Annotated in this window: 10 protein-coding genes; 6 read left to right on the top strand and 4 right to left on the bottom strand. The window is 58.4% G+C overall.

The features are described from left to right. Positions 1 to 100: 100 nt before the first annotated feature. Positions 101 to 1936, bottom strand: a complete 1836-nt coding sequence (locus AB4O12_RS11515; protein ID WP_460061991.1) for a sigma-54-dependent Fis family transcriptional regulator — start codon at positions 1934 to 1936, stop codon at positions 101 to 103. Between the two features lie 384 nt (positions 1937 to 2320). Here AB4O12_RS11515 and AB4O12_RS11510 point away from each other — a divergent pair, with 384 nt between their 5' ends. The 6 genes from AB4O12_RS11510 to AB4O12_RS11485 are packed head-to-tail and all read left to right on the top strand — an operon-like array spanning position 2321 to position 8273. Beyond that, positions 2321 to 3415, top strand: a complete 1095-nt coding sequence (locus tag AB4O12_RS11510; protein ID WP_016775291.1) for an ABC transporter ATP-binding protein — start codon at positions 2321 to 2323, stop codon at positions 3413 to 3415. Further along, entirely contained in the window at positions 3415 to 4527 is a 1113-nt protein-coding gene (locus AB4O12_RS11505) for an ABC transporter ATP-binding protein (RefSeq protein WP_460061989.1), read from the top strand. The genes AB4O12_RS11510 and AB4O12_RS11505 overlap by 1 nt, the downstream gene beginning before the upstream one ends. Then, positions 4524 to 5390 carry a carbohydrate ABC transporter permease gene (locus AB4O12_RS11500; RefSeq protein WP_007912484.1) on the top strand — a complete coding sequence of 289 codons (867 nt, stop codon included), beginning with the start codon at positions 4524 to 4526 and terminating at the stop codon, positions 5388 to 5390. Before AB4O12_RS11505 ends, AB4O12_RS11500 begins: the two co-directional genes overlap by 4 nt. A gap of 9 nt (positions 5391 to 5399) precedes the next feature. Then, on the top strand, positions 5400 to 6200 hold the full coding sequence (locus tag AB4O12_RS11495; protein ID WP_041477086.1) for a carbohydrate ABC transporter permease: 801 nt from the start codon (positions 5400 to 5402) through the stop codon (positions 6198 to 6200). Between the two features lie 10 nt (positions 6201 to 6210). After that, positions 6211 to 6483: a DUF2160 domain-containing protein gene (locus AB4O12_RS11490; RefSeq protein ID WP_038861868.1), complete on the top strand. Its 273-nt coding sequence runs from the start codon at positions 6211 to 6213 to the stop codon at positions 6481 to 6483. Positions 6484 to 6530: 47 nt separating this feature from the next. Continuing rightward, complete coding sequence (locus AB4O12_RS11485; RefSeq protein ID WP_016775286.1) at positions 6531 to 8273, top strand: ABC transporter substrate-binding protein; 1743 nt, start codon at positions 6531 to 6533, stop codon at positions 8271 to 8273. A gap of 135 nt (positions 8274 to 8408) precedes the next feature. Here AB4O12_RS11485 and AB4O12_RS11480 read toward each other — a convergent pair whose 3' ends face one another. The 3 genes from AB4O12_RS11480 to AB4O12_RS11470 are packed head-to-tail and all read right to left on the bottom strand — an operon-like array spanning position 8409 to position 20541. Continuing rightward, positions 8409 to 11087 carry an RHS repeat domain-containing protein gene (locus AB4O12_RS11480; RefSeq protein WP_460061984.1) on the bottom strand — a complete coding sequence of 893 codons (2679 nt, stop codon included), beginning with the start codon at positions 11085 to 11087 and terminating at the stop codon, positions 8409 to 8411. Continuing rightward, on the bottom strand, positions 11084 to 15694 hold the full coding sequence (locus AB4O12_RS11475) for a SpvB/TcaC N-terminal domain-containing protein (RefSeq protein WP_460061982.1): 4611 nt from the start codon (positions 15692 to 15694) through the stop codon (positions 11084 to 11086). The genes AB4O12_RS11480 and AB4O12_RS11475 overlap by 4 nt, the downstream gene beginning before the upstream one ends. Further along, the gene (locus AB4O12_RS11470) at positions 15691 to 20541 is read right to left on the bottom strand and encodes a Tc toxin subunit A-related protein (RefSeq protein ID WP_460061980.1); all 4851 of its coding nucleotides are present in this window, start codon (positions 20539 to 20541) and stop codon (positions 15691 to 15693) included. The genes AB4O12_RS11475 and AB4O12_RS11470 overlap by 4 nt, the downstream gene beginning before the upstream one ends. Between the last annotated feature and the right edge of the window lies 1 nt (position 20542).

Here is a 20542-nt window from a genome sequence, read left to right as displayed (position 1 = left end):
GACGCGGAGCGTCCCGGCTGCATTCCCACGCGGAGCGTGGGAACGATCGATCCCCTGTGGGAGCGAGCCTGCTCGCGAAGAGGCCCGTCCAGACAACTTGTCATTCAGCCTGCCGCAACCGCTTGTAAAGCGTATTCCGGCTAACCCCCAACCGCCGCGCCAGATGCGAAATATTTCCTCCGGCCGCCTTCAACTCGCGATTCAACGCCTCAACATCATTCAAATCCAGCCCCAGCGGCGCCGCTGTTTCCACCGGCTCCATCTCCAGATCGACAAAAAAATCATCCGGCAAATGCTCCGGTCGCACTGGTTGTTCCTCGGCCATGGCCAGCGCCACCTGCATCACGCTGCTGACCTGACGCAAATTCCCCGGCCACGGATGCTTTTCAAACAACTCCAGAACTTCAGGGCTCAGTCCCGCCCATTGCGTAGGCTCGCGATGCTGCTCCCACAGCCGTTTGAACAGCGCCTGCTTGTCACTGCGCTCGCGTAACGGCGGCAGCTCCAGGGTCAGGCCGCCGATGCGGTAGTACAAGTCTTCGCGGAAACGGCCCAGTTGCACCTGCTCGCGCAACGAACGGTTGGTCGCGGAAATGATCCGCAAGTCCACCGGAAACAACTCGCTGCTGCCCACCGGCTGCACGCAGCGCTCCTGCAACACACGCAACAAACGCGCCTGGGTCGGCAGCGGCATGTCACCGATCTCATCAAGAAACAGCGTGCCTTTGTCGGCCTTGCGGATCAGGCCGATGCTGCCTTTCTGGTTGGCCCCGGTAAACGCGCCTTTCTCGTAACCGAACAACTCGGACTCGACCAGTTCAGCGGGGATCGCCGCGCAGTTCACCGCGATGAATGCCTGTTTTTGCCGGGAGCTGGCCTGATGCAAGGCTTTGACGAACACTTCCTTGCCGACGCCGGTTTCACCGTGAATCAGTAGCGGAATGTCTTTCTCCAGCAAACGCTCGGCCTGGCGCACGGCTTTTTCCACGCGACTGTCGCCGAAATGCAGCGTATTGAGGCTGATCACGCTGGCTGGCGCAGGCTTGTCCTCGGCGACAAACACCCGCGCTTGCACCGGCGCCTGTTTCGGCCGTTTCAGCAAGCACTGGAAACGGTTGCGCCCGGAGGTCTGCAAAGCAAACGGCAAGCCCTCGGGCTGATTGATCAACTCCAGCAGCGACACCTTGAACAGGCTTTCAACGCTGACGCGGGACAAACGCACACCGAGCAAATTGTCGGCGCGGCGATTGGCCGACAGCACTTGACCGCTTTCATCGAAGATCAGCAACCCGGCCCACTGGCTGTCGAGGTTGTTCAACCCGGTGTTGAAGGTCAGTTGAAAATGCTGGCCATGGAACAGGTTGAGGATCAGCCGGTTCTCCACGGTCTGGCTCATCATCTTGACCATACCGAGGGTGTGCGAGGGCGGCAGATAGCTGTCGCTGGAGACATCGAGCACGGCGATGACCTTGCGCTCGGCGTCGAAAATCGGCGCGGCGGAGCCGGTCATGAAGCGGTTGGCCTTGAGGAAGTGTTCATCGTGTTCGATGTGCACAGCCTGCTCACAGGCCAGTGCGGTGCCGATCGCGTTGGTGCCGCTGCTGCGCTCCATCCAGCTCGCCCCAGCCTGAAAGCCCCGGGCCAGATTCGGTTCGATAAAGCGCTGCGTGCCCCACGAGGTCAGCACTTGGCCCTGATTGTCGGCGAGCATGATCAGGCAGTTGGAATTGCTGAGGATGTTTTCGTAGTAGGGCAGGACTTCCTGATGCGTGGTCTGCACCAGCGAATGATGGCTGTCGAGCAATCGTGCAATGCCGGCGGCGGGTAATTGATCGAAGGCCGGCGCGCTCTGGTGGTCGAGGCCGAACGCGCGGCAACGTTGCCGGGAGGTCTGGACGATCGCGTCGTGGGACAGCGGCGAAGCAGGTGCGGCCATGGGGGCGAGCCTCTGAGTGCAGCGATTTTATTATTGTTATGAGCCCGATCTTCAAAACTACACAAATCCCCATGTGGGAGCGAGCCTGCTCGCGAAAGCGTCGGTTCAGTCAATGGATTCATTGAATGACACACCGATTTCGCGAGCAGGCTCGCTCCCACAGGGGATCCATTTTGCATTCAGGATTGGGCAAAAGCGTGCATAGAGTGTTGTTCACTATTGTTCATTGTCAATCACCCCGACTGTTCAAAAGTGTTCAGCTGTGAACGCCATTTCCTCGCGTAATCAACGATTTTCACGGCAAATCAACCACTTGCCATTTCTGGCACGAATGTCGCTCTGTTGCTCCGGTCGCTTGACTCCAAAAATAAAAAAGGCCGAGCCATGTCACTCACCCTGGAGCACGTCAGCCGTACCGTCGAGGGCCAGATCTGGATCGACGATGCGTGCCTGAAATTCGAACCCGGATCCTTCAACGTACTGCTCGGGCGCACCCTGTCCGGCAAGACCAGCCTCATGCGCCTGATGGCCGGCCTCGACAAGCCCGACAGCGGCCGCGTGCTGATGAACGGTGTCGACGTCACCCAGCGCCCGGTGCGGCTGCGCAACGTGTCGATGGTCTATCAGCAGTTCATCAATTACCCGACCATGACGGTGTTCGAGAACATCGCCTCGCCACTGCGTCAGGCCGGCATCTCGAAAGAGATCATCCACAGCAAGGTGCAGGAAACCGCACGCATGCTGCGCATCGAGAAGTTCTTGCAGCGCTATCCGCTGGAGCTCTCCGGTGGGCAGCAACAGCGCACGGCCATGGCCCGCGCCCTGGTCAAGGATGCTGAACTGATCCTCTTCGACGAGCCGTTGGTCAACCTCGACTACAAGCTGCGCGAAGAGCTGCGTCAGGAAATGCGCGAGCTGTTCAAGGCGCGCCACACCATCGCCATTTACGCCACCACCGAGCCTAACGAAGCGCTGGCCCTCGGCGGCACCACGACCATCCTGCACGAAGGCCGGGTGATCCAGAGCGGGCCGTCGACCGAGGTCTATCACCAGCCGCAGTCGGTGCTCGCCGCTGAATTGTTCTCCGAACCGCCGATCAACCTGATGCCGGGACGCATTGCCGGCAACGAAGTCAGCTTTGCCAATTTCGTCCATTTTCCGCTGAACGTCGATCTGCGCCCGGTGGGCGAGGGTGAGTTCCGCTTCGGCGTACGCCCGAGTCATATCTCGCTGGTGCCGAGCAACGATGACGATCTCGAACTGGCCGTGACCGTCGAGGTCGCCGAAATCAGCGGCTCGGAAACCTTCCTGCATGTGCGCAACGAGCATTTCCTGCTGGTGCTGCACTTGCCGGGTGTTCATGAATACGACGTCGATGCGCCGATCCGCATCTATATCCCGACCCACAAACTGTTCGTTTTCGATGCGCAGGGCCGTCTGGTGCAAGCACCGGGCCGGCGTGTCGCGAGGGTTGCCTGATGGCCGAAATCCGTTTGCAGCACCTCGCCCACAGCTACAGCAAAACCCCGAGCGGCGCGGAGGATTATGCGATCCGCGAGATGGATCACGTCTGGGAGCAGGGCGGCGCCTATGCTTTGCTCGGCCCGTCCGGTTGCGGCAAGTCGACCTTGCTCAACATCATTTCCGGCCTGCTCAGCCCGTCCCAAGGCCACGTGTTGTTTGACGGCAAAGCGGTCAACGACCTCACGCCGGAGAAGCGCAACATCGCCCAGGTTTTCCAGTTTCCGGTGGTCTACGACACCATGACCGTGTTCGACAACCTCGCTTTCCCGCTGCGCAATCAGGGCATGGCCGAGGCGAAAGTGCACAGCAAGGTGCAGGAAATTGCCGAAGTGCTCGACCTGCAGAATCTGCTGAGCAAGAAGGCGCGCAATCTCACCGCCGACGAAAAGCAGAAAGTCTCCATGGGTCGTGGACTGGTGCGCGATGACGTCTCGGCAATCCTCTTCGATGAGCCGCTGACGGTGATCGACCCGCACCTGAAGTGGAAGCTGCGGCGCAAGCTCAAGCAGATCCACGAGCAGTTCAACATCACCATGGTCTACGTCACCCACGACCAACTTGAAGCCTCGACGTTCGCCGACAAGATCGCAGTGATGTACGGCGGCCAGATCGTCCAGTTCGGTACGCCACGGGAATTGTTCGAGCGGCCGAGCCACACCTTTGTCGGCTATTTCATCGGCAGCCCGGGGATGAATCTGATTGAGGTGCAGCCGCAGCCCGGGGGCGTCGGTTTCGCCTCGACGCACCTGCCGTTGTCCGACGCCTTGCAGCGCCATATCGAGCACGGCCAGTGGAAAAACCTCAAGGTCGGCATCCGCCCGGAGTTCATTCATGTGTGGGACGAGCCGTTTGACGACGCGATGCAGGCCAAAGTCGTACACGTCGAAGACCTCGGCACCTACAAGATCATGACTCTCAACCTCGACGGCGCGCCGTTGAAGGTGCGTCTGGCCGAAGACAAACCGGTGCCGCAGGGCACGGCTTACATCAGTTTCCCGGCGCAATGGCTGATGGTCTATGCCGATGAATTTCTCCCGGAAGTCAGCGACGAGGAGGCGCAGCCATGAACAAAGTGCAGAACAACAAGGCCTGGTGGCTGGTGTTGCCAGTGTTCCTGCTGGTGGCGTTCAGTGCGGTGATCCCGATGATGACCGTGGTCAACTATTCGGTGCAGGACATCTTTGACCAGTCCAGCCGCTACTTCGTCGGTGCCGACTGGTACAAGCAAGTGCTGCTCGATCCGCGTCTGCATGACTCGCTGCTGCGCCAGTTCATCTATTCAGCCTGCGTGCTGCTGATCGAAATCCCGCTGGGCATCGCCGTCGCGTTGACCATGCCGACCAAGGGCCGCTGGTCCTCGGTGGTGCTGATCATTCTGGCGATACCGCTGCTGATTCCGTGGAACGTGGTCGGTACCATCTGGCAGATCTTCGGCCGCGCGGACATCGGCCTCCTCGGTTCCAGCCTCAACGCGATGGGCATCAGCTACAACTACGCGGCCAACACCATGGACGCCTGGGTGACGGTGCTGGTGATGGACGTCTGGCACTGGACTTCGCTCGTCGCGCTGTTGTGTTTCTCCGGCCTGCGGGCGATTCCCGACGTCTATTACCAGGCGGCGCGGATCGACCGCGCCTCGGCCTGGGCGGTGTTCCGCCACATTCAGTTGCCCAAGCTGAAGAGCGTGCTGCTGATCGCGGTGATGCTGCGCTTCATGGACAGTTTCATGATCTACACCGAGCCGTTCGTGCTCACCGGCGGCGGGCCGGGCAATGCCACGACCTTTTTGAGTCAGACGTTGACGCAGATGGCTGTAGGGCAATTCGACCTAGGTCCGGCAGCGGCGTTTTCGCTGGTGTACTTCCTGATCATCCTGTTGGTGTCCTGGCTGTTCTATACCGCCATGACGCACTCCGACGCCAACCGCTGAGGCCCGGCCATGAGCAAGAGAAAGCTTATTCCATTGCTGGTGTACATCCTGTTCCTGCTGGTGCCGATCTACTGGCTGCTGAACATGTCGTTCAAGAGCAACACCGAAATCCTCGGCGGCCTGACGCTTTTCCCACAGGAATTCACGCTGGCGAACTACAAGGTGATCTTCACTGATCCGAGTTGGTACACCGGCTATCTGAACTCGCTGTATTACGTCAGCCTCAACACGGTGATTTCCCTGAGCGTGGCGTTACCGGCGGCTTACGCGTTTTCACGCTATCGTTTCCTCGGCGACAAACACCTGTTCTTCTGGCTGCTGACCAATCGCATGGCGCCGCCGGCGGTGTTTTTGCTGCCGTTCTTTCAGTTGTATTCGTCGATCGGCCTGTTCGACACGCACATCGCCGTAGCCTTGGCGCACTGCTTGTTCAACGTGCCCCTGGCGGTGTGGATTCTGGAAGGTTTCATGTCCGGCGTGCCCAAGGAGATCGACGAAACGGCCTACATCGACGGCTACAGTTTCCCTAAGTTCTTCGTGAAGATTTTCATCCCGTTGATCGGCTCCGGTATCGGCGTCACGGCGTTTTTCTGCTTCATGTTTTCCTGGGTCGAACTGCTGCTGGCGCGCACCCTGACCTCGGTCAACGCCAAGCCGATTGCGGCAGTGATGACGCGCACCGTGTCGGCATCGGGGATCGATTGGGGCGTGCTGGCAGCGGCGGGGGTATTGACCATCCTGCCGGGGATGCTGGTGATCTGGTTTGTGCGCAACCACGTGGCCAAGGGCTTTGCCCTCGGTCGAGTCTGAGGAGCTGATGATGGAATGGATGAGCTGGACGACACCGACCGCCGCGTTCTTCATCGGCATCGGTCTGATTCTGGTGGGCATGACCACCTGGGAATTGCGCTCGCCGAGCATTCTGCGGCGCGGGTTTCTGCCGATTGCCACCACCCGTGGCGATCGCTTGTTTATCGGTCTTCTCGGCAGCGCCTACCTGCATTTGCTGGTAATCGGCGTCACCGACTGGAGCATCTGGGTGGCGTCCGCGTTGTCCCTGGTGTGGCTGTTGGCTGTGATGCGTTGGGGCTAGTCGAATCGTTCGGCAACGCGGCTCCACAACTTAAACAGGAGGTCTCTATGTTCGATAAAAACAATAAGCTGCGACATAGCATTTCATTGGCAGCCATGCTGGCACTCAGCGGTCTGAGCGCATCTGCCTGGGCCGACGCCTACGAAGATGCTGCGAAAAAATGGATCGGCAGCGAGTTCAAGCCCTCGACCCTGACGGCCGAACAGCAGCTTGAAGAACTGAAGTGGTTCATCAAGGCCGCCGAGCCGTTTCGCGGCATGGACATCAAGGTCGTTTCCGAAACCCTGACCACTCACGAATACGAGTCCAAGGTGCTGGCCAAGGCCTTCAGCGAAATCACCGGGATCAAACTCACCCACGACCTGCTGCAGGAAGGCGACGTGGTCGAGAAAATGCAGACGGTGATGCAGTCGGACAAGAACATCTATGACGGCTGGGTCAACGACTCCGACCTGATCGGCACGCACTTTCGCTACGGCAAGACCGAATCGATCACCGACCTGATGGCCAACGAAGGCAAGAACTTCACCTCGCCAACTCTCGACATCAAGGACTTCATCGGCATCTCCTTCACCACCGCGCCGGACGGCAAAATCTATCAACTGCCCGACCAGCAGTTCGCCAACCTGTACTGGTTCCGTGCCGACTGGTTCGAACGCGCCGATCTGAAAGCCAAGTTCAAGGAGAAGTACGGCTACGAATTAGGCGTGCCAGTGAACTGGTCGGCCTATGAAGACATCGCCAAATTCTTCAGCGAAGACGTCAAGGAAATCGACGGCAAACGCGTCTACGGCCACATGGACTACGGCAAGAAAGACCCGTCGCTGGGCTGGCGTTTCACCGATGCCTGGTTCTCCATGGCCGGTGGCGGCGACAAGGGACTGCCCAACGGCTTGCCGGTGGACGAGTGGGGGATTCGTGTTGAGGACTGCCACCCGGTCGGCTCCAGCGTGACCCGTGGCGGCGACACCAACGGCCCGGCGGCCGTGTTTGCCACCACCAAATACGTCGACTGGCTGAAGAAATACGCGCCACCGGAAGCGGCCGGCATGACCTTCTCCGAGTCCGGCCCGGTGCCCTCGCAGGGCAACATCGCCCAGCAGATCTTCTGGTACACCGCGTTCACCGCCGACATGACCAAACCCGGCCTGCCGGTGGTCAACGCCGACGGCACGCCGAAATGGCGCATGGCGCCGTCGCCTAAAGGCCCGTATTGGGAAGAGGGTATGAAGCTCGGCTACCAGGATGTGGGGTCGTGGACATTCATGAAATCCACGCCTGAGAAACAGAAACTCGCGGCGTGGCTGTACGCGCAGTTCGTGACCTCGAAAACTGTTTCGCTGAAGAAAACCATCGTCGGTCTGACACCTATTCGCGAGTCGGACATCAACTCGCAAGCGATGACCGATCTGGCGCCGAAACTCGGTGGTCTGGTCGAGTTCTATCGCAGCCCGGCCCGCGTGCAATGGTCGCCGACCGGTACCAACGTGCCCGACTACCCGCGTCTGGCGCAACTGTGGTGGAGCCATATCGCCGAAGCCGCCAGCGGCGAGAAGACCCCACAACAGGCGCTTGATGGCCTGGCCAAGGATCAGGACCGCATCATGGAACGCCTCGAACGCTCCAAGGCCCAGGCCACTTGCGCGCCGAAGATGAACCCGGAACGCGATGCGCAATACTGGTTCGATCAACCGGGCGCACCGAAGCCGAAACTGGCCAACGAGAAGCCGAAGGGTGAAACGGTGAGCTATAGCGAACTGCTGAAATCCTGGGCGGATGCGCGTAAATGATGTTGGAAATGTAAGAAGCGAACGGCACCGGAAGGTGCCGTTTAGCTTTCTTCCCATCGATCTGAAGCAATAGCAACCTGGCTTCCATATGTTTTGAGGTGCGCGCATTCCATCAAGGGCTTGAGGGAATGGAAGTCAGCGTTTCACGTTGCGAGCAAATTGAGTCAGCAACTGTTTTTTACTTCGCTCGTATGAGTCTATCGTGTACTGGGCAAGCTCGAAGGGGAACGGCTGCATGTCGACGGGGTAAACTTTAGTATCTCTCTCCGACCAGAGGAAATTATGGTCCTGTACATCCTGGTGATATAGGTCCTTTGCTTCCATTTCATTAAACATCTCCAAAAGTGCATTGGCGCCGCTTGCCGGAATGGAACCTTTCTTGATGTCGCCGAGGGGGATGCCATCGAGTTTTATCATCTTGAGGTAACTCTGATTGTCTTCAATAAGTGCCGTCGCCGACCCTGCTCCATAGTAAGCATTGAAACCCTCGGCTTCGGTTTTTACATACCCCGGAATACTGTTTCGCTTGTCGGCTCCTCTGAACTTTTTATAGACATGCTTTCCGTCGGCGCTTTCGTATATTTCTCCTTCGCCCCCGCCGCCTATAGCAGGGCGACCACCAATATCATCGGCAATCGACGTTGGCTTGTTCTTCAGCGAAGAATCGGTCAATTGCACTTTCTCCATCAACACTTCGATGGAGTGGCTTGCGCTCTCTACTTCTGGAGACAATGGTGGTGTATCAGGAAATCCAAATCTCGTGCTTTCGTTAATTACAGAGTTTGCTGAAAATGGCGTTGTTGATTGCGGCGAAGGCGAAGATCCGATGGTCGCTTGCGTCGGGTACTCCTCATTGACGCCTTCACGAATTCGCCCATCAGTATCGAAGTAGGCCAACGGATTGCCTTTCACCATGCTGAACAGATTCAGACCATCAATCGCCCCGGACGGATCCGGATTCAACCATCGCTGCCAACCCGCCACGTAATACCTGAACCCGTAATAATAAAGCCCGGTCGCATCCCGCTCTTTGCCCGAATAGCGCAGCGTTTTATAGCTTGTCTCGATTTCGCTACGCCCGGCAAACCACGCGGTGGTGCCGAAAGGGTGGTATCGCTCCTGACTGATGAGCTTGCCCGTGGCGTCGAGTTCCAGGGTGCAGGAACCCAAATGGTCGTTGAGGCTGTAACGCGCTTGATCGTTGTCGATGCCTTGGGGCGGTTCGGATTCCCAGTGCAACACCTGCACGCTGCTGCGCCCGGCCTGGACACTGATCACCTGCAGTATTTCTCCCGTACCACTGTGGGTACGGATTTGCAGATTCGGCAGATAACGCACTTCGTTCATCAGCGTTTTAGCGTTGGTCTGCATCAGCCGCACTTTGCGCACGCGCATGCCGTCTGAGGCGTATCGGTATTGCTCGTTATCAGCCGAACGGTCTTCACGCAAAACCAGCCGGACTTCACGCAATCGGTTACGCAAGTCCCAGTTGAAAGTCTGTCCTGGTTGCAGGCCAAGCAGATTGCCATTGGCATCGAAGCCGTTGCGCAAATCTTCCTCGCCCGGGTCCATGCCATCGCGCACCGGCAAGCAGCGGTTACTGTGCTTGGCGGCGACCAGGCGGTGACCGTGGCCTTGTGGGCCGTCGTGGATCAATTTGAGCAAATTGCCACCGCAGTCATAGTGATAGGTCTGGGTGTAATTGGCGATCGCTGCAGGATCTGCCAGTGAAAACTTCGATGTCTGACCGGCCTCCCAACCCGTGGCCTCGATCAACTGATCGAGACTGTCATAACGGTAGCGGTTGACCGGTTCGATGCGCTGGTTGGCAAAGTATCGAATCGGGAGGGCGGCGTCTTCAATACTCAACACGTTGCCTACCGGGTCGTAGACATAACGCAGGTCTTGCAGGATGTCATTGCCGCGCTGGCTTTGCAGACTGATCAGCCTGCCATCCTCGGCGGCGTAGTCCAATGTGGTGATCACTCCGTTGTCAGCGGTTTCCCGAAGGGTATGTCCTTGGGCATCGTACTGGATGGCGCCGACCAGGGTTTTCGGCGCGATGCCCTTCAATTGCAGTCGAACGTCTCGCAACTGGCCGTCCAGGGTCTGGCTGAAAAGCTGTCGGTGTCCTCTGGCGTCGATTTGTTCGATGGTTTCCGAGAGCGGGTTGAAACGCGAGTAGCTCGTGGCGGCAGGTGCGTCTTCGAGCAATTTGTCACGCTCGCTGAGCGATACCGGCCAGTCAGGAGGGTCGAGTGAGCGCAGAAAGCGTCGAGACTGCGCGATGATTCCACCGGTCAATCCGAACTGTTCGAACAACTGCGTGCCGGCCGGATCATCGAGGCGGATGATCTGTCCGCACTGATTCCGCGTGGCAAATGTCGGATTGCTGCCAGCATAACCATATCGCTCCGTGCACAAAGGTTCTCCGTCATCGGCGTGTTCGAACACAGCCAGTGGTCGCAGCTGTTCGTCATACTCGATGCTGCGCACGCTACCCCGGCCATCCCAATCGTGCAGCGGTTGACGCGCCTCGCCCCACAGACTGACGCGCCATCCGGCATCGACGCTGAGCGTGATCAGCACCTGACCGGTCAGTGAGTAAACCGTCCTGAGATTGGCGGGGGCTGATGCGTCGGCGAACAATCGTGGATCGCGCTGCGCCACCCGTCGCCCGGCAACGTCATGCTGAACCGCGGTGATGCGCGCTTCAGATTCGCTGCCATCTTCGCGCCAGTAGGCAACCTGCCGCACCGGTAAGCCTCGGGCATCAGTGACGCTCAGATGCGGTGTCTGCGCATGCGTGCTCACCTTCCTGTCCACCAGTTGCGTCGCCGTTGTTCCGGCGGCGGGTCGAACAGGTCGTTTTCGTCGAAGGCGACGTTACACCAGATCCAGTACCAGACTTCCCGGCGCAGGGGTTTGAGCGTCGGCGGATTGCCTTGCAGCATTTGCTTCGCCAGCACGGTTGCGGTCGGTCGGCCCACCGCGTCGTAGAACTGCTGGTCGTGAAAAGCATGCTTGCGCATCGAGCGATCATTGATGTAGCGCGGTTGATCGGCGAAGTAGGGCCGGTAAATCCGCACAGTCTGGCCTTTGTTGTTGTATTCCACTGGCTCGCTGACACGCCAGCGTCGCTGGGCCTGGGCGTCTATTGGTTTGCCATTGTCGTCGAGGACCAACTCACCGTTGTCATCGACCTGCCAGGCCATGCCCGGGGGGACCTCATGTTTGGTTTGCAGAGTGCGGCCGAAACCGTCCAGGCAAGCAATGCTGACTCGCACTTGCAGATCGGGATCAAGCGGATAGCGGTCGGCCACCAGAGAGACGGCATACACGGGCTCACGCTGTGCATTATCGATTTGCTGCTGGAGTTCGGTTTCATTCAGATCGGGATTTTCCACAGCGGCAAGGTACTGTCGGGCGCGATCGCAAATGTGTCCTTCGGGCAGAATGTAGCCTTGGCTTTTCGCCCAGTCCCACCACTCTTGGGAGCGTGAGGACGTGCGGGAGATGCAACCCATCCAACTGAACGTATCCCAGAAAGCGGCATGGGCGAAGTTGCCAATGGCTTGTTTCGGATCGGCGATGGCAATGGCCGGGTCGCGGTCTGCCGGCGGGACGTAGGTTTGCAGCGGGTCAAAACCCACCGCTTCTCCAAGTTCGGTGCCGTGGAAACTGCTCACCAGCGGCTCGCCGAAAGCGTTGTAGCGCGCTTCCTGCAGGTTGCGGTTGGCATCTTCAATGGCCGCAGGGAGGAAGGTGCGGTAGTCCACGTCGAGGCTGCGGGTAGTGCAGCCGTCCGGTAAGGTCACAGCGGTTGTCACACACCAATACGCGTCATAGGTAATCAGGGTTTCGCCGTGACTGCGGGTTTCACGGTATTTCTGCACGTTATGAAAGCCGTCGAGTGCGTGGTAGGTGGAGAAACCTCTGTGCACTGACCACAGATAGTTCTTCGCATCGTCAGGATCATCGATCGGACCGTGATCTTGCTCGGGCAGGAACAGCGGCATGATGTGGTAACCGACCTCCTGCGATTCGAGTTTTTCTTTCAGGTTGAAGGGTAATTGGCCATCCACCTCGAGTTTGTCATATGCGCTGAGGGCGACGGCGTCCAGTTCGGCCGTCTCCATGTAGGCGGGCAAACCCTCGAAAGTCGCGGCGCCCGGATCCAGCGTTGCACCGCTGCGAGGGTCGATGTAGCGCTGCAGCGTCAATGCAGACAACACTGCTTGCTGCGCCCATTCGCCATCCTCGCGGGCCATTAGCAAAATATGTTCATGGTGGATCGTTGCGGCACTCAGCGCCGCTTTTTCCAGCACCAGCGAATTGCTGCGCAAGCGGCAGGGCAATCCAAGGCGCCAGGCCTCGTCATTGGGCAAATGAATCGATTCTGACCGGAGCTGCGTCAGGTACCATTTTTGCTGCGCATCGTCATGAGCATCCTTCCACCAGTTCTGCTGATGCTCTTCAGTGAACGGCGGCGCATCGCTGCTGGTTTTGCGTCGCGCGTAGTTCACCGTGAAAGCATGCACCACACGGCCGTAGGGGTCCCATTCCAGATTTAACTGGTGCTGGCACATCGGATCGTCGGCAATTGCCGGTTCGTACTGATAACTGATGGATTCCGCGTCCAGGGGCAAGATCACTGCATAAGGCTGGTACTTGCCTTTGGGGCGCAGCACCCGTGCGCCATAGCGATGTTCCTGGACCACATAGGGGACTGCGGTCGCCGCGTCGTCACCGGCGGCGAACACTTCCGAGCGCATCACTCGGCCGCTCAGGGTGCGGGCGATCTCTCGCGCAGTCTCCTCATCGGCTTCGGTGAAAGGTTGCGCGATGCGATCATTGAAGTGATAGAGCTGCAGCAGTGTGGATTTGAGATCGACCGCATCACCGTCACGGCTGTAATAACCGGTTCTTGACGGGTCGATGGTTTCGCCTGTGTGAAACCAGGTCTTACTGAGAATCGGCGCGGTGAACTCGGTTGCTGACGCTTCGGTGTCGCTTTGCAGCAGCAGGCGAAAACCACGGAATTCGCGCTCGAAACGGTCGTAATAACCGCCGCGATAGCTGAAGAGCTGTGTCAGTGTGTTGCCGGTGATCTCATCATGTTGGATTTGCTCGTGTACCAGGTGCATGGCCATGGGTAGACCGGACACTGGATTTTCAACACCGGCTGCCTGTTGCTCACGTTTTTCATCCAGCCATTCCTGCGCCGAACTGCGGTAATTCACGCTGGCGCTGCAACCCATGTTGTTGCAGCTTCTGTTGAGCAGATAGGGTTTGGCGTCGACGAAATCGTAACGCCAGTGTCTGGGCGACATGTGCGGCAATGTCACCACCAGGCTCGAGCAGCCCAGGCCTTGCAGATCTGCGCTGGTGACCTGCCAGAGCGCGTCATGGGCGAGGCCCTCAGGCCAGGGAAGATCAATGGATGTCTGGGCGAAACCGCTGCCGGCATGGTTCATGAAAATACGCAGGCGCTCGGCTTCCATGTAGATCAGGTCAGCCGCACCCGAGCCGTCGAGATCCGCCAGCAAGACCCGTGAGGCGTTGAATTCATCGTAGGCGAAGGGCAGGGTGCACAGCACAAAGCCTTTGCCGAAACGACCATGTCCCAAATTCGGCCAGCACTTGACTTCGTTATGACGGATCCGCACCAGATGTTGCTGACCGCTGCCGATGAGATCGGCGAATGCAACGATTTCGCTCGGTGTATTGCTCAGCACAGGCAGCTCATCATCATCGCCTGCGGCGGTTTTTTCCGCATGCGGCACGTCGACGGCCTCGGCGAAGCCAGCCGCGCGACGATTGGCATACAAACGCACGCTGCGCGGGCCGACCAGCGTCAGGTCGCTCAGGCCGTCACCCAGCAAGTCGGCGATCTGCGCCATCGGGTGGGAAAATTCGCCGGGAAATGCATCGAAGGGCACGAACCCTGACCAGTTGCGATCTGGGTCGAGGGTGAAAAATCCGCACATGCCCGGCGCGGCGAGCACCCAGTCGAGCTTGCCGTCGCCGGTCAGATCGGTAAGCGACTGATGCACGGGTTTGCCGGCGTCGGACATCGGCACGCCTTCAAGAAGTTTCCACTCGCTGTACTCGACCTGGTCGCTGCCGGTCTCTGCGCGCAACGGCTCGCGGTAATACCAGCCGTGGTCATAACGGCAGAGCACACCCGCCAGGCCCTCACCGTACAGGTCAACCAACTGATATTGATGACCATCGTCGAGGCCGGGCATGGCCGTGAATTCTTTCCAGCCCTGCGGCTGCGGGGCGAGGTCGAACGTGTTGTAGCTGAACTCCATGGGCGGTCGGCTTTCGATCTGGCCGAGGCCGTCATAGGCCTGCTGATGCGCCGCGCTCAGATGGCTGTAACCCAGTGGGCTGAGGCGATATTGCAGGAGCAGGCGCTGCACCAGAACCGGATGGTCACCCAACTCTTCGGGGAAGTGATGAAACATCAGCACTTGTCGACACAGGCGTCGGTTGCCCAGTTCGAAACCGTAGGCGTAGATCCAGTAAGGGTCGCTGCGCTCGGCCCATGGCTGTTGTTCTTCAAACGTTGGCACTTGTTCCAGATCGCTGCTGCGTTCGCCATAGTCGAACACCAGTTGAAAGTGCCACAACTGTTTTTCCCGGCTACCGCTGTCCCAGGCATACAGGTGCGCGGAGGCTTTTTCGTTGCCATAACACACGCGTTTGAGATAGCGCTGAGCACGATAGTCGCGATACTGCGGAGCGACTGGCAGCTCGGTTTCCGCCTTGTATTCGTAGATGATGTGTTCGCCGCGGGTATTGAGGCTTTCGTCGATCATCCAGACGCCGACGCGCTGCGGGTCGGCAGGGTCGGCCCGGCGTGAATTGGCGGTGGTGCCATAGATATGCAGGCTGCCGTCGGCACCGTGAATCAGCCAGAAACCGGCTTTGTCGGTCTCGTTCGACCAATGTTCGATCAAGGCGAATGCACCCTCGACCCGTGGCCAGTGGCGAACGACGTCATACGCTGTCCTCAGGGGCAAGCCGTTGTATTGCTCAGTGGTGCGGAAGATCAATTCACCGGTGCTTTCATTGCGCTCGGGCAGCCATACATCACCGTCAGGCCCCACGACCTGGTCAGTGCCGTCATAAGTCGGCACGCCATTGACCGTGCGCAGGGTCACCGCGTCAACCGTCAACTGCCAGCCAATCCCGCAGGAACTGTTGCCCGTGCCACTGCTATAGCCCAGACCCAATGGCGGGACAAAACCGCGTCCGGTGGAAATCGGCAACGACAGTTCCAGCGACGCAGTGCCTTTGGTACCCACGCCGGCCGATCCCTTGCCAATACTCTGGATGGCGCCGCCGCCCTTGGGCAGGCTCGGTGTGTTGATCTGCATTGTCGACTGTTGCGGCGGCGGCTGTTCGTTCATAGCGAACCGCCTTCGCATCTCGCGGTGTAGCACACATGCAGGATGATGTCGGGCAAGCGCTGGAGTATGTGCTCCTGACCCTTGGGAAACGTCAGGATCCAGCGTGAAATCGCGCCGGTGTATTCGAATGGCAGATAGCGTTCGTCCTGGAAGTTGAGCTGAAACATGCCGTTGTCTTCCAGCGAACTCGACAGGGCGATCTGTTGACTGGATCGCAGGTTTTCTTTGACGCTGCTGCCGACCGTGGGGGCCATTTCAACTTTGCTGTAGGTCTGTTTCAGCACCGCCCGAATATCTTGATAAGGCCCGAGCACGGCCGGTAGCGTCACGCTTATAGTCTTGATCCGGCGCAGGTAATGATTTTGCCCGGCGTAATCATCGTCGAACATTTGCTGAGTCAGTTCCAATTCACACGTGCCGTTGTCCATCAGCGATTGCTTGATCTGTGCCCACGGTTTATTGATGGTTGAACTCGGGTCCTTGCCGGTCAAATCCTTCAGTGACACGGTTTTCCTGATTTCCAGATCGCGGCGGTTGTGCTGCACGTAATGGCTGTACATCTGTTGCAGGCTCATCTTCAACTCTTCCCCGGCACCGAGGCCGCGGTACGTGGCATTCCACGCGCCGGGATGGACAAAGGTTCGGGTGAAATCGCCCATTTCGTATTGCCAGGAGGCCTCAGCGGCCTGGCATAGCGATTGTGCGTTGGTGAAGGCGGTATGGTAGAAACCGGCGAATTTGCTGTTGAGCCAGTCGTAGGTCTGCGATCGGCTGAAACGATTGCTGCTCAGCAGGAAATCGTGGGTGGCCTTGGCCTGGTTGAGTGCTGCTCGCGCCTGGCGCAGTTGCAGTTGCGTGGCTTTGTGTTGTTCGTCGGAGACGGCAAGTTGGGCCTTGATTTGCTCGGCTTCGAGTTTTGCCTGGTCGCGGGCCTGGGTCCATTCCTGGGCGCGGCGCCGGTATTGTTCGATGCGATCCATGGTTTGGCTTGCGCCATACGCAACGTGTGAAAACGCTTGCATATGGGCCGCGAAGCCGTTGGCAGCACCTTCCAGGCGTGCGCCACCGGCCGCCATGCCAAATATGTTCGGTGCTACAGTCATTGCCTGGCCGATTCCGTGGGCAATCGTCGCTCCGGTCTGGCCGAGACTTCCCAGCAGGTAAGAAGCTCCCGCGCCGATTTCCAAGGTGCTGACACCGTCTTTCAGCAATTTCTCGTAATAACTCACTCGGTCCAGAATGGTGTCCTGACTCGCCAGCAACGCCTCCTTGTTTTTTTCATCAATCTTCTCGGCCTGAACCTGTATTTGCACCGCCATCTCCGCGAGGTTCCACGCCTGCTGCTGTTGCAATTCCAGGTACTGCGCCTGCTCCTTGCGTTCGATCAGCGACAGTAGCGTGGCGCCGAACGCGATCACGCTGTCCACCGCGTTCTGCGCGAGTGCGAACATGAAACTGAAGCGACAATGGGGAATCTGCGGGTTCAACAAGCGGCTGAGTGCTGCCCCGGACAAGCCTTGGCCCCAAGCGGCGAGCAGTGCGCGCGGATCCAGCGGCGTGGCGAATAACGGCAGGTTCAGCGGAGCGCCGGCCATATCGAGGTTATGTCGCAGGTTAAACAAGCGGCTTTCGGCTCGATCCCAGTGCATGATCAGTTCGGGGTTGAAGGGCCGACGGAAATACTCAGTGTCCGCGCTCGCCAGTAGCGGGTCATGGCCGTCAGGCCGCAGACACAATAGTGGTGCAGGCTGCGAAGCCGGGGCCCTGCCGATACGCAAAGGTGGCTGTTGTTGCAGCTGCTGGTGGGCGCTGATCAGGCGCTGTTCGAATTGACGCAGTTGCACATTCTTCGACGAACTCAATTCGTCGAGCGTGAGCGGCAACCATTCGTCGATCTGGCGTACATCCGGGCGCGTTCCCAGCAGATCCATGATGTGGACGTAGCGCATCTTGGCTTCAGCCAGGCCGTCCGGCGTCAACTCTGCATACGCCAGATCAGCCTGGCGGCTTTCGATCTCGATAAACAGTTTCCACAGCGCCTTGCGAAAGTGCACCGGAAAACTCAAGGCAATCTGATGCGGATCGTCCGGGTACAGAATGGCCAGGCTGGGGTCGACCGGACCGGGCCATACCGGCTCTTCCAACGGTACGGCCTGCCAGTAACCGGGGTGTCCCGGGTCCGCGCTTTGTCGTGTCGGGTCAAACAGATACGCAAGCCACTGTTTCGCTTCGTCGTACTGCTGCTCTTCGTTCAAGCGGTAGGCCACCAGCCAGGGCAGGTACAGGAACAGTTCCGGGAAATACAGGTAGTAAGCGCCCGAGAAATCCATGGCTTGCGACCCCTGACCGTCCGGGATAGGTGGTTCTGTGTGCTGGGTCTGGGTTTCCCAGCTCAGCAGGGGTTCCATGCCGCTTTCGGCAAGGTTGATCAGTTGCCGGGCGAAGGTGGTGTTCATGCGCACAGCGGCCCGACGTGATCCTTCGGGTTCCTGCCCGTCGCTCAACTCGATGCCGGAGCCGCTGAAGTCAATGAATTGCGCCTTGCCCAAAGAAGGGCTGTCCCCCAGAGACGGGTCGATCATGCTGTTGATGCTGGGCGCTATTTGCAAGTTTGAGGGAGGCACTTCTGCCCATTCAACGGTCAGCGCCTTGAGTGCTCCGCCAATCAGCGTGGTTGCCAAGGAGCCTGCGTGATAAACCAGAACACCATAGATCAGCGGGATTTTCAGTTCCTTTGGATCCTCAGGCCACTCCACTGGCCAGCCGTCGGGCTGGAGGGTGGATTGATCGACCGAAAACGAATAAGTCAGCGAGGAGTCCTTCGACAGGCTATTGACGATGGCTGTAGACGCCAGCTTGCGCATTGCGCTGAATGTTTCAGGCGGCTTTGTTGACAGAACATTCAGCGGGTGTGCGATGAAAAACTGGTAGCCCACGCTGCTGTTATAGCGCCCTGCTGAAGGATGAAGATCGATTTCATTGTGATCGGTGGTAGAACGCCAAAAGGACGTAAACAAAACCATGCTGGAGCCGATCAGTTCATAGAGCACCCTTCGATTTGCATGTTTACCTGCAAGGCACGCCGTTTCTCCTTGCTTGGTGGCGGGTACCGTAAATTCAGTCGGATTCCCGACAGGGTCGGCGATCAAGCTACGCAGCCGATCAGGGTACCCCTTGAAACAGAATGCCGTATCTGCGACATCCATGAAGTCGGTACCAACAGGTTCAATGATGGAGCCTGGAAGTAGCGGAACTTCAAGGTGATTTTCCGAAGGATCGAACACCAGCGTAACTTTGATGAGCTCCTTGTTTTCGTCGTGTTTGTCGAAGACGGAAAGTTTGAAAATCAGGAGGTTGTTGAATCCTGCCGCCAGTCTTGCGGTCAACTCGATATTGGACGCCGCCCGGTTATAGACAAAGTCGACGTCTTTCACGCTGGTCTCGATTCGCGACTGCCACCCCTGATAATCCCAGGTGGTCTTTTCGCTATCCGGTGTCTGGTACTCCACTGCACCAAACATTGGCGTGCCGGAGGGAAGCCAGTATTGGAACCGACCAGCGTTGCCATTGGCGAAAATATTGCCGATCAGCCTCACGTGGGCTTCGCCGTTCTTGAGGACCTCGACGGAGGGAGGTGAGGCCGGTCTGACCTCCGGCGCCATACCGAATGACGGTGGCAGCGGTGTCACATTGAAGTTCTTGTCTATCTGTACCGTTCGCAGAAAATCATAGGTATCTGCATCGCCCGGAATCTCGGAAGGGACGCCCTGATAGTTCGAATACAGCATGAGCACCATCGACTCAGGTGACGTCGAGTGGTCATACACCGCAATGGTCTGGGTTTGCTCCGCAATTTCTTCCTGCGGTTTTTCGATCAGCGCTTTGGTCTGGCAATAACTCTCGATATAGACCCGCGGCGTACTCCAGGTCTCGTCATATTTCTTGTAGCTGGCATATAGGCGGAACCTGGGATTGACCTTGACGCTCTGGTCGGCCTTGCCGTCAACGGGGGCCTGCACGGCGTCCGCATCCTGAAGCTCCAGCTCGGCCCAGATCACGAACAGACGATTGTTGAACCAGCACGGGCGAATGGTGTGTTCCAGCGCCTTTTCCGAAATGGGCACGTTGGCTTTTTGCCAATCCGACCAGGCATTGGGCAGCGGCTTGTCATATTTGACCGGGGTTTCGCCTGCTGCACTCGCGGGCGCTTTGACCGCGCGCTGCGACATGTCCAGTGAGCGCCAGTAATAAGCATTTTCGGCAGGGGATTTGCCGATGAAATAATAAGTACTGTTGGCAAAATCTTCCCCGTCAATGTAGCCATTGCAGATTTTCAGGTTGGCAATTTCTTCGAACCTGGCAAGGTAAGCCAGCACTGCGGTTTGTACTGTTTCGGGCTGAATCTGCGCCTGGTTGAGGTCATTCTCCAGTTGCTCGAAACTGGCGCTCTTGGTCAGGCGCAAAGTCGGGTCCAGATAGATGTCCGGGAACGTGCGCAACTGCTGGAGGGCGGGCCAGATCGAGTAGCGATTGAGGCCGTCGCGCCAGGTGCTGGTTTGCAAAGGCGTAAAGCTGTCATCGCTGTAACCGGGCTCCAGGTTCAACATCATGCTGTTGATTTGCTGTTGGTAGCTGGCAATGGCGCAGGCCACCGGACTGGTCGGGACATCCTGGCTGACCAGTACATCCAGCAACCAGAATTCATAAAGGTCGTTGGCGGTCTTGATCGTTTGAGCCAGCCCTTGCTCGATCAGGTAGGGATCGCTGGGTATTGCTTCGTGCAGATACAGGGCGAGCATCGCGTCACGCAGTGCTTCGTTAAGCGGCGCATCGAAGGCAGTCGTCATG

The organism is Pseudomonas sp. S2_A05 (genome assembly GCF_054668485.1).
This window is presented reverse-complemented; position numbering and strand designations above follow the sequence as displayed.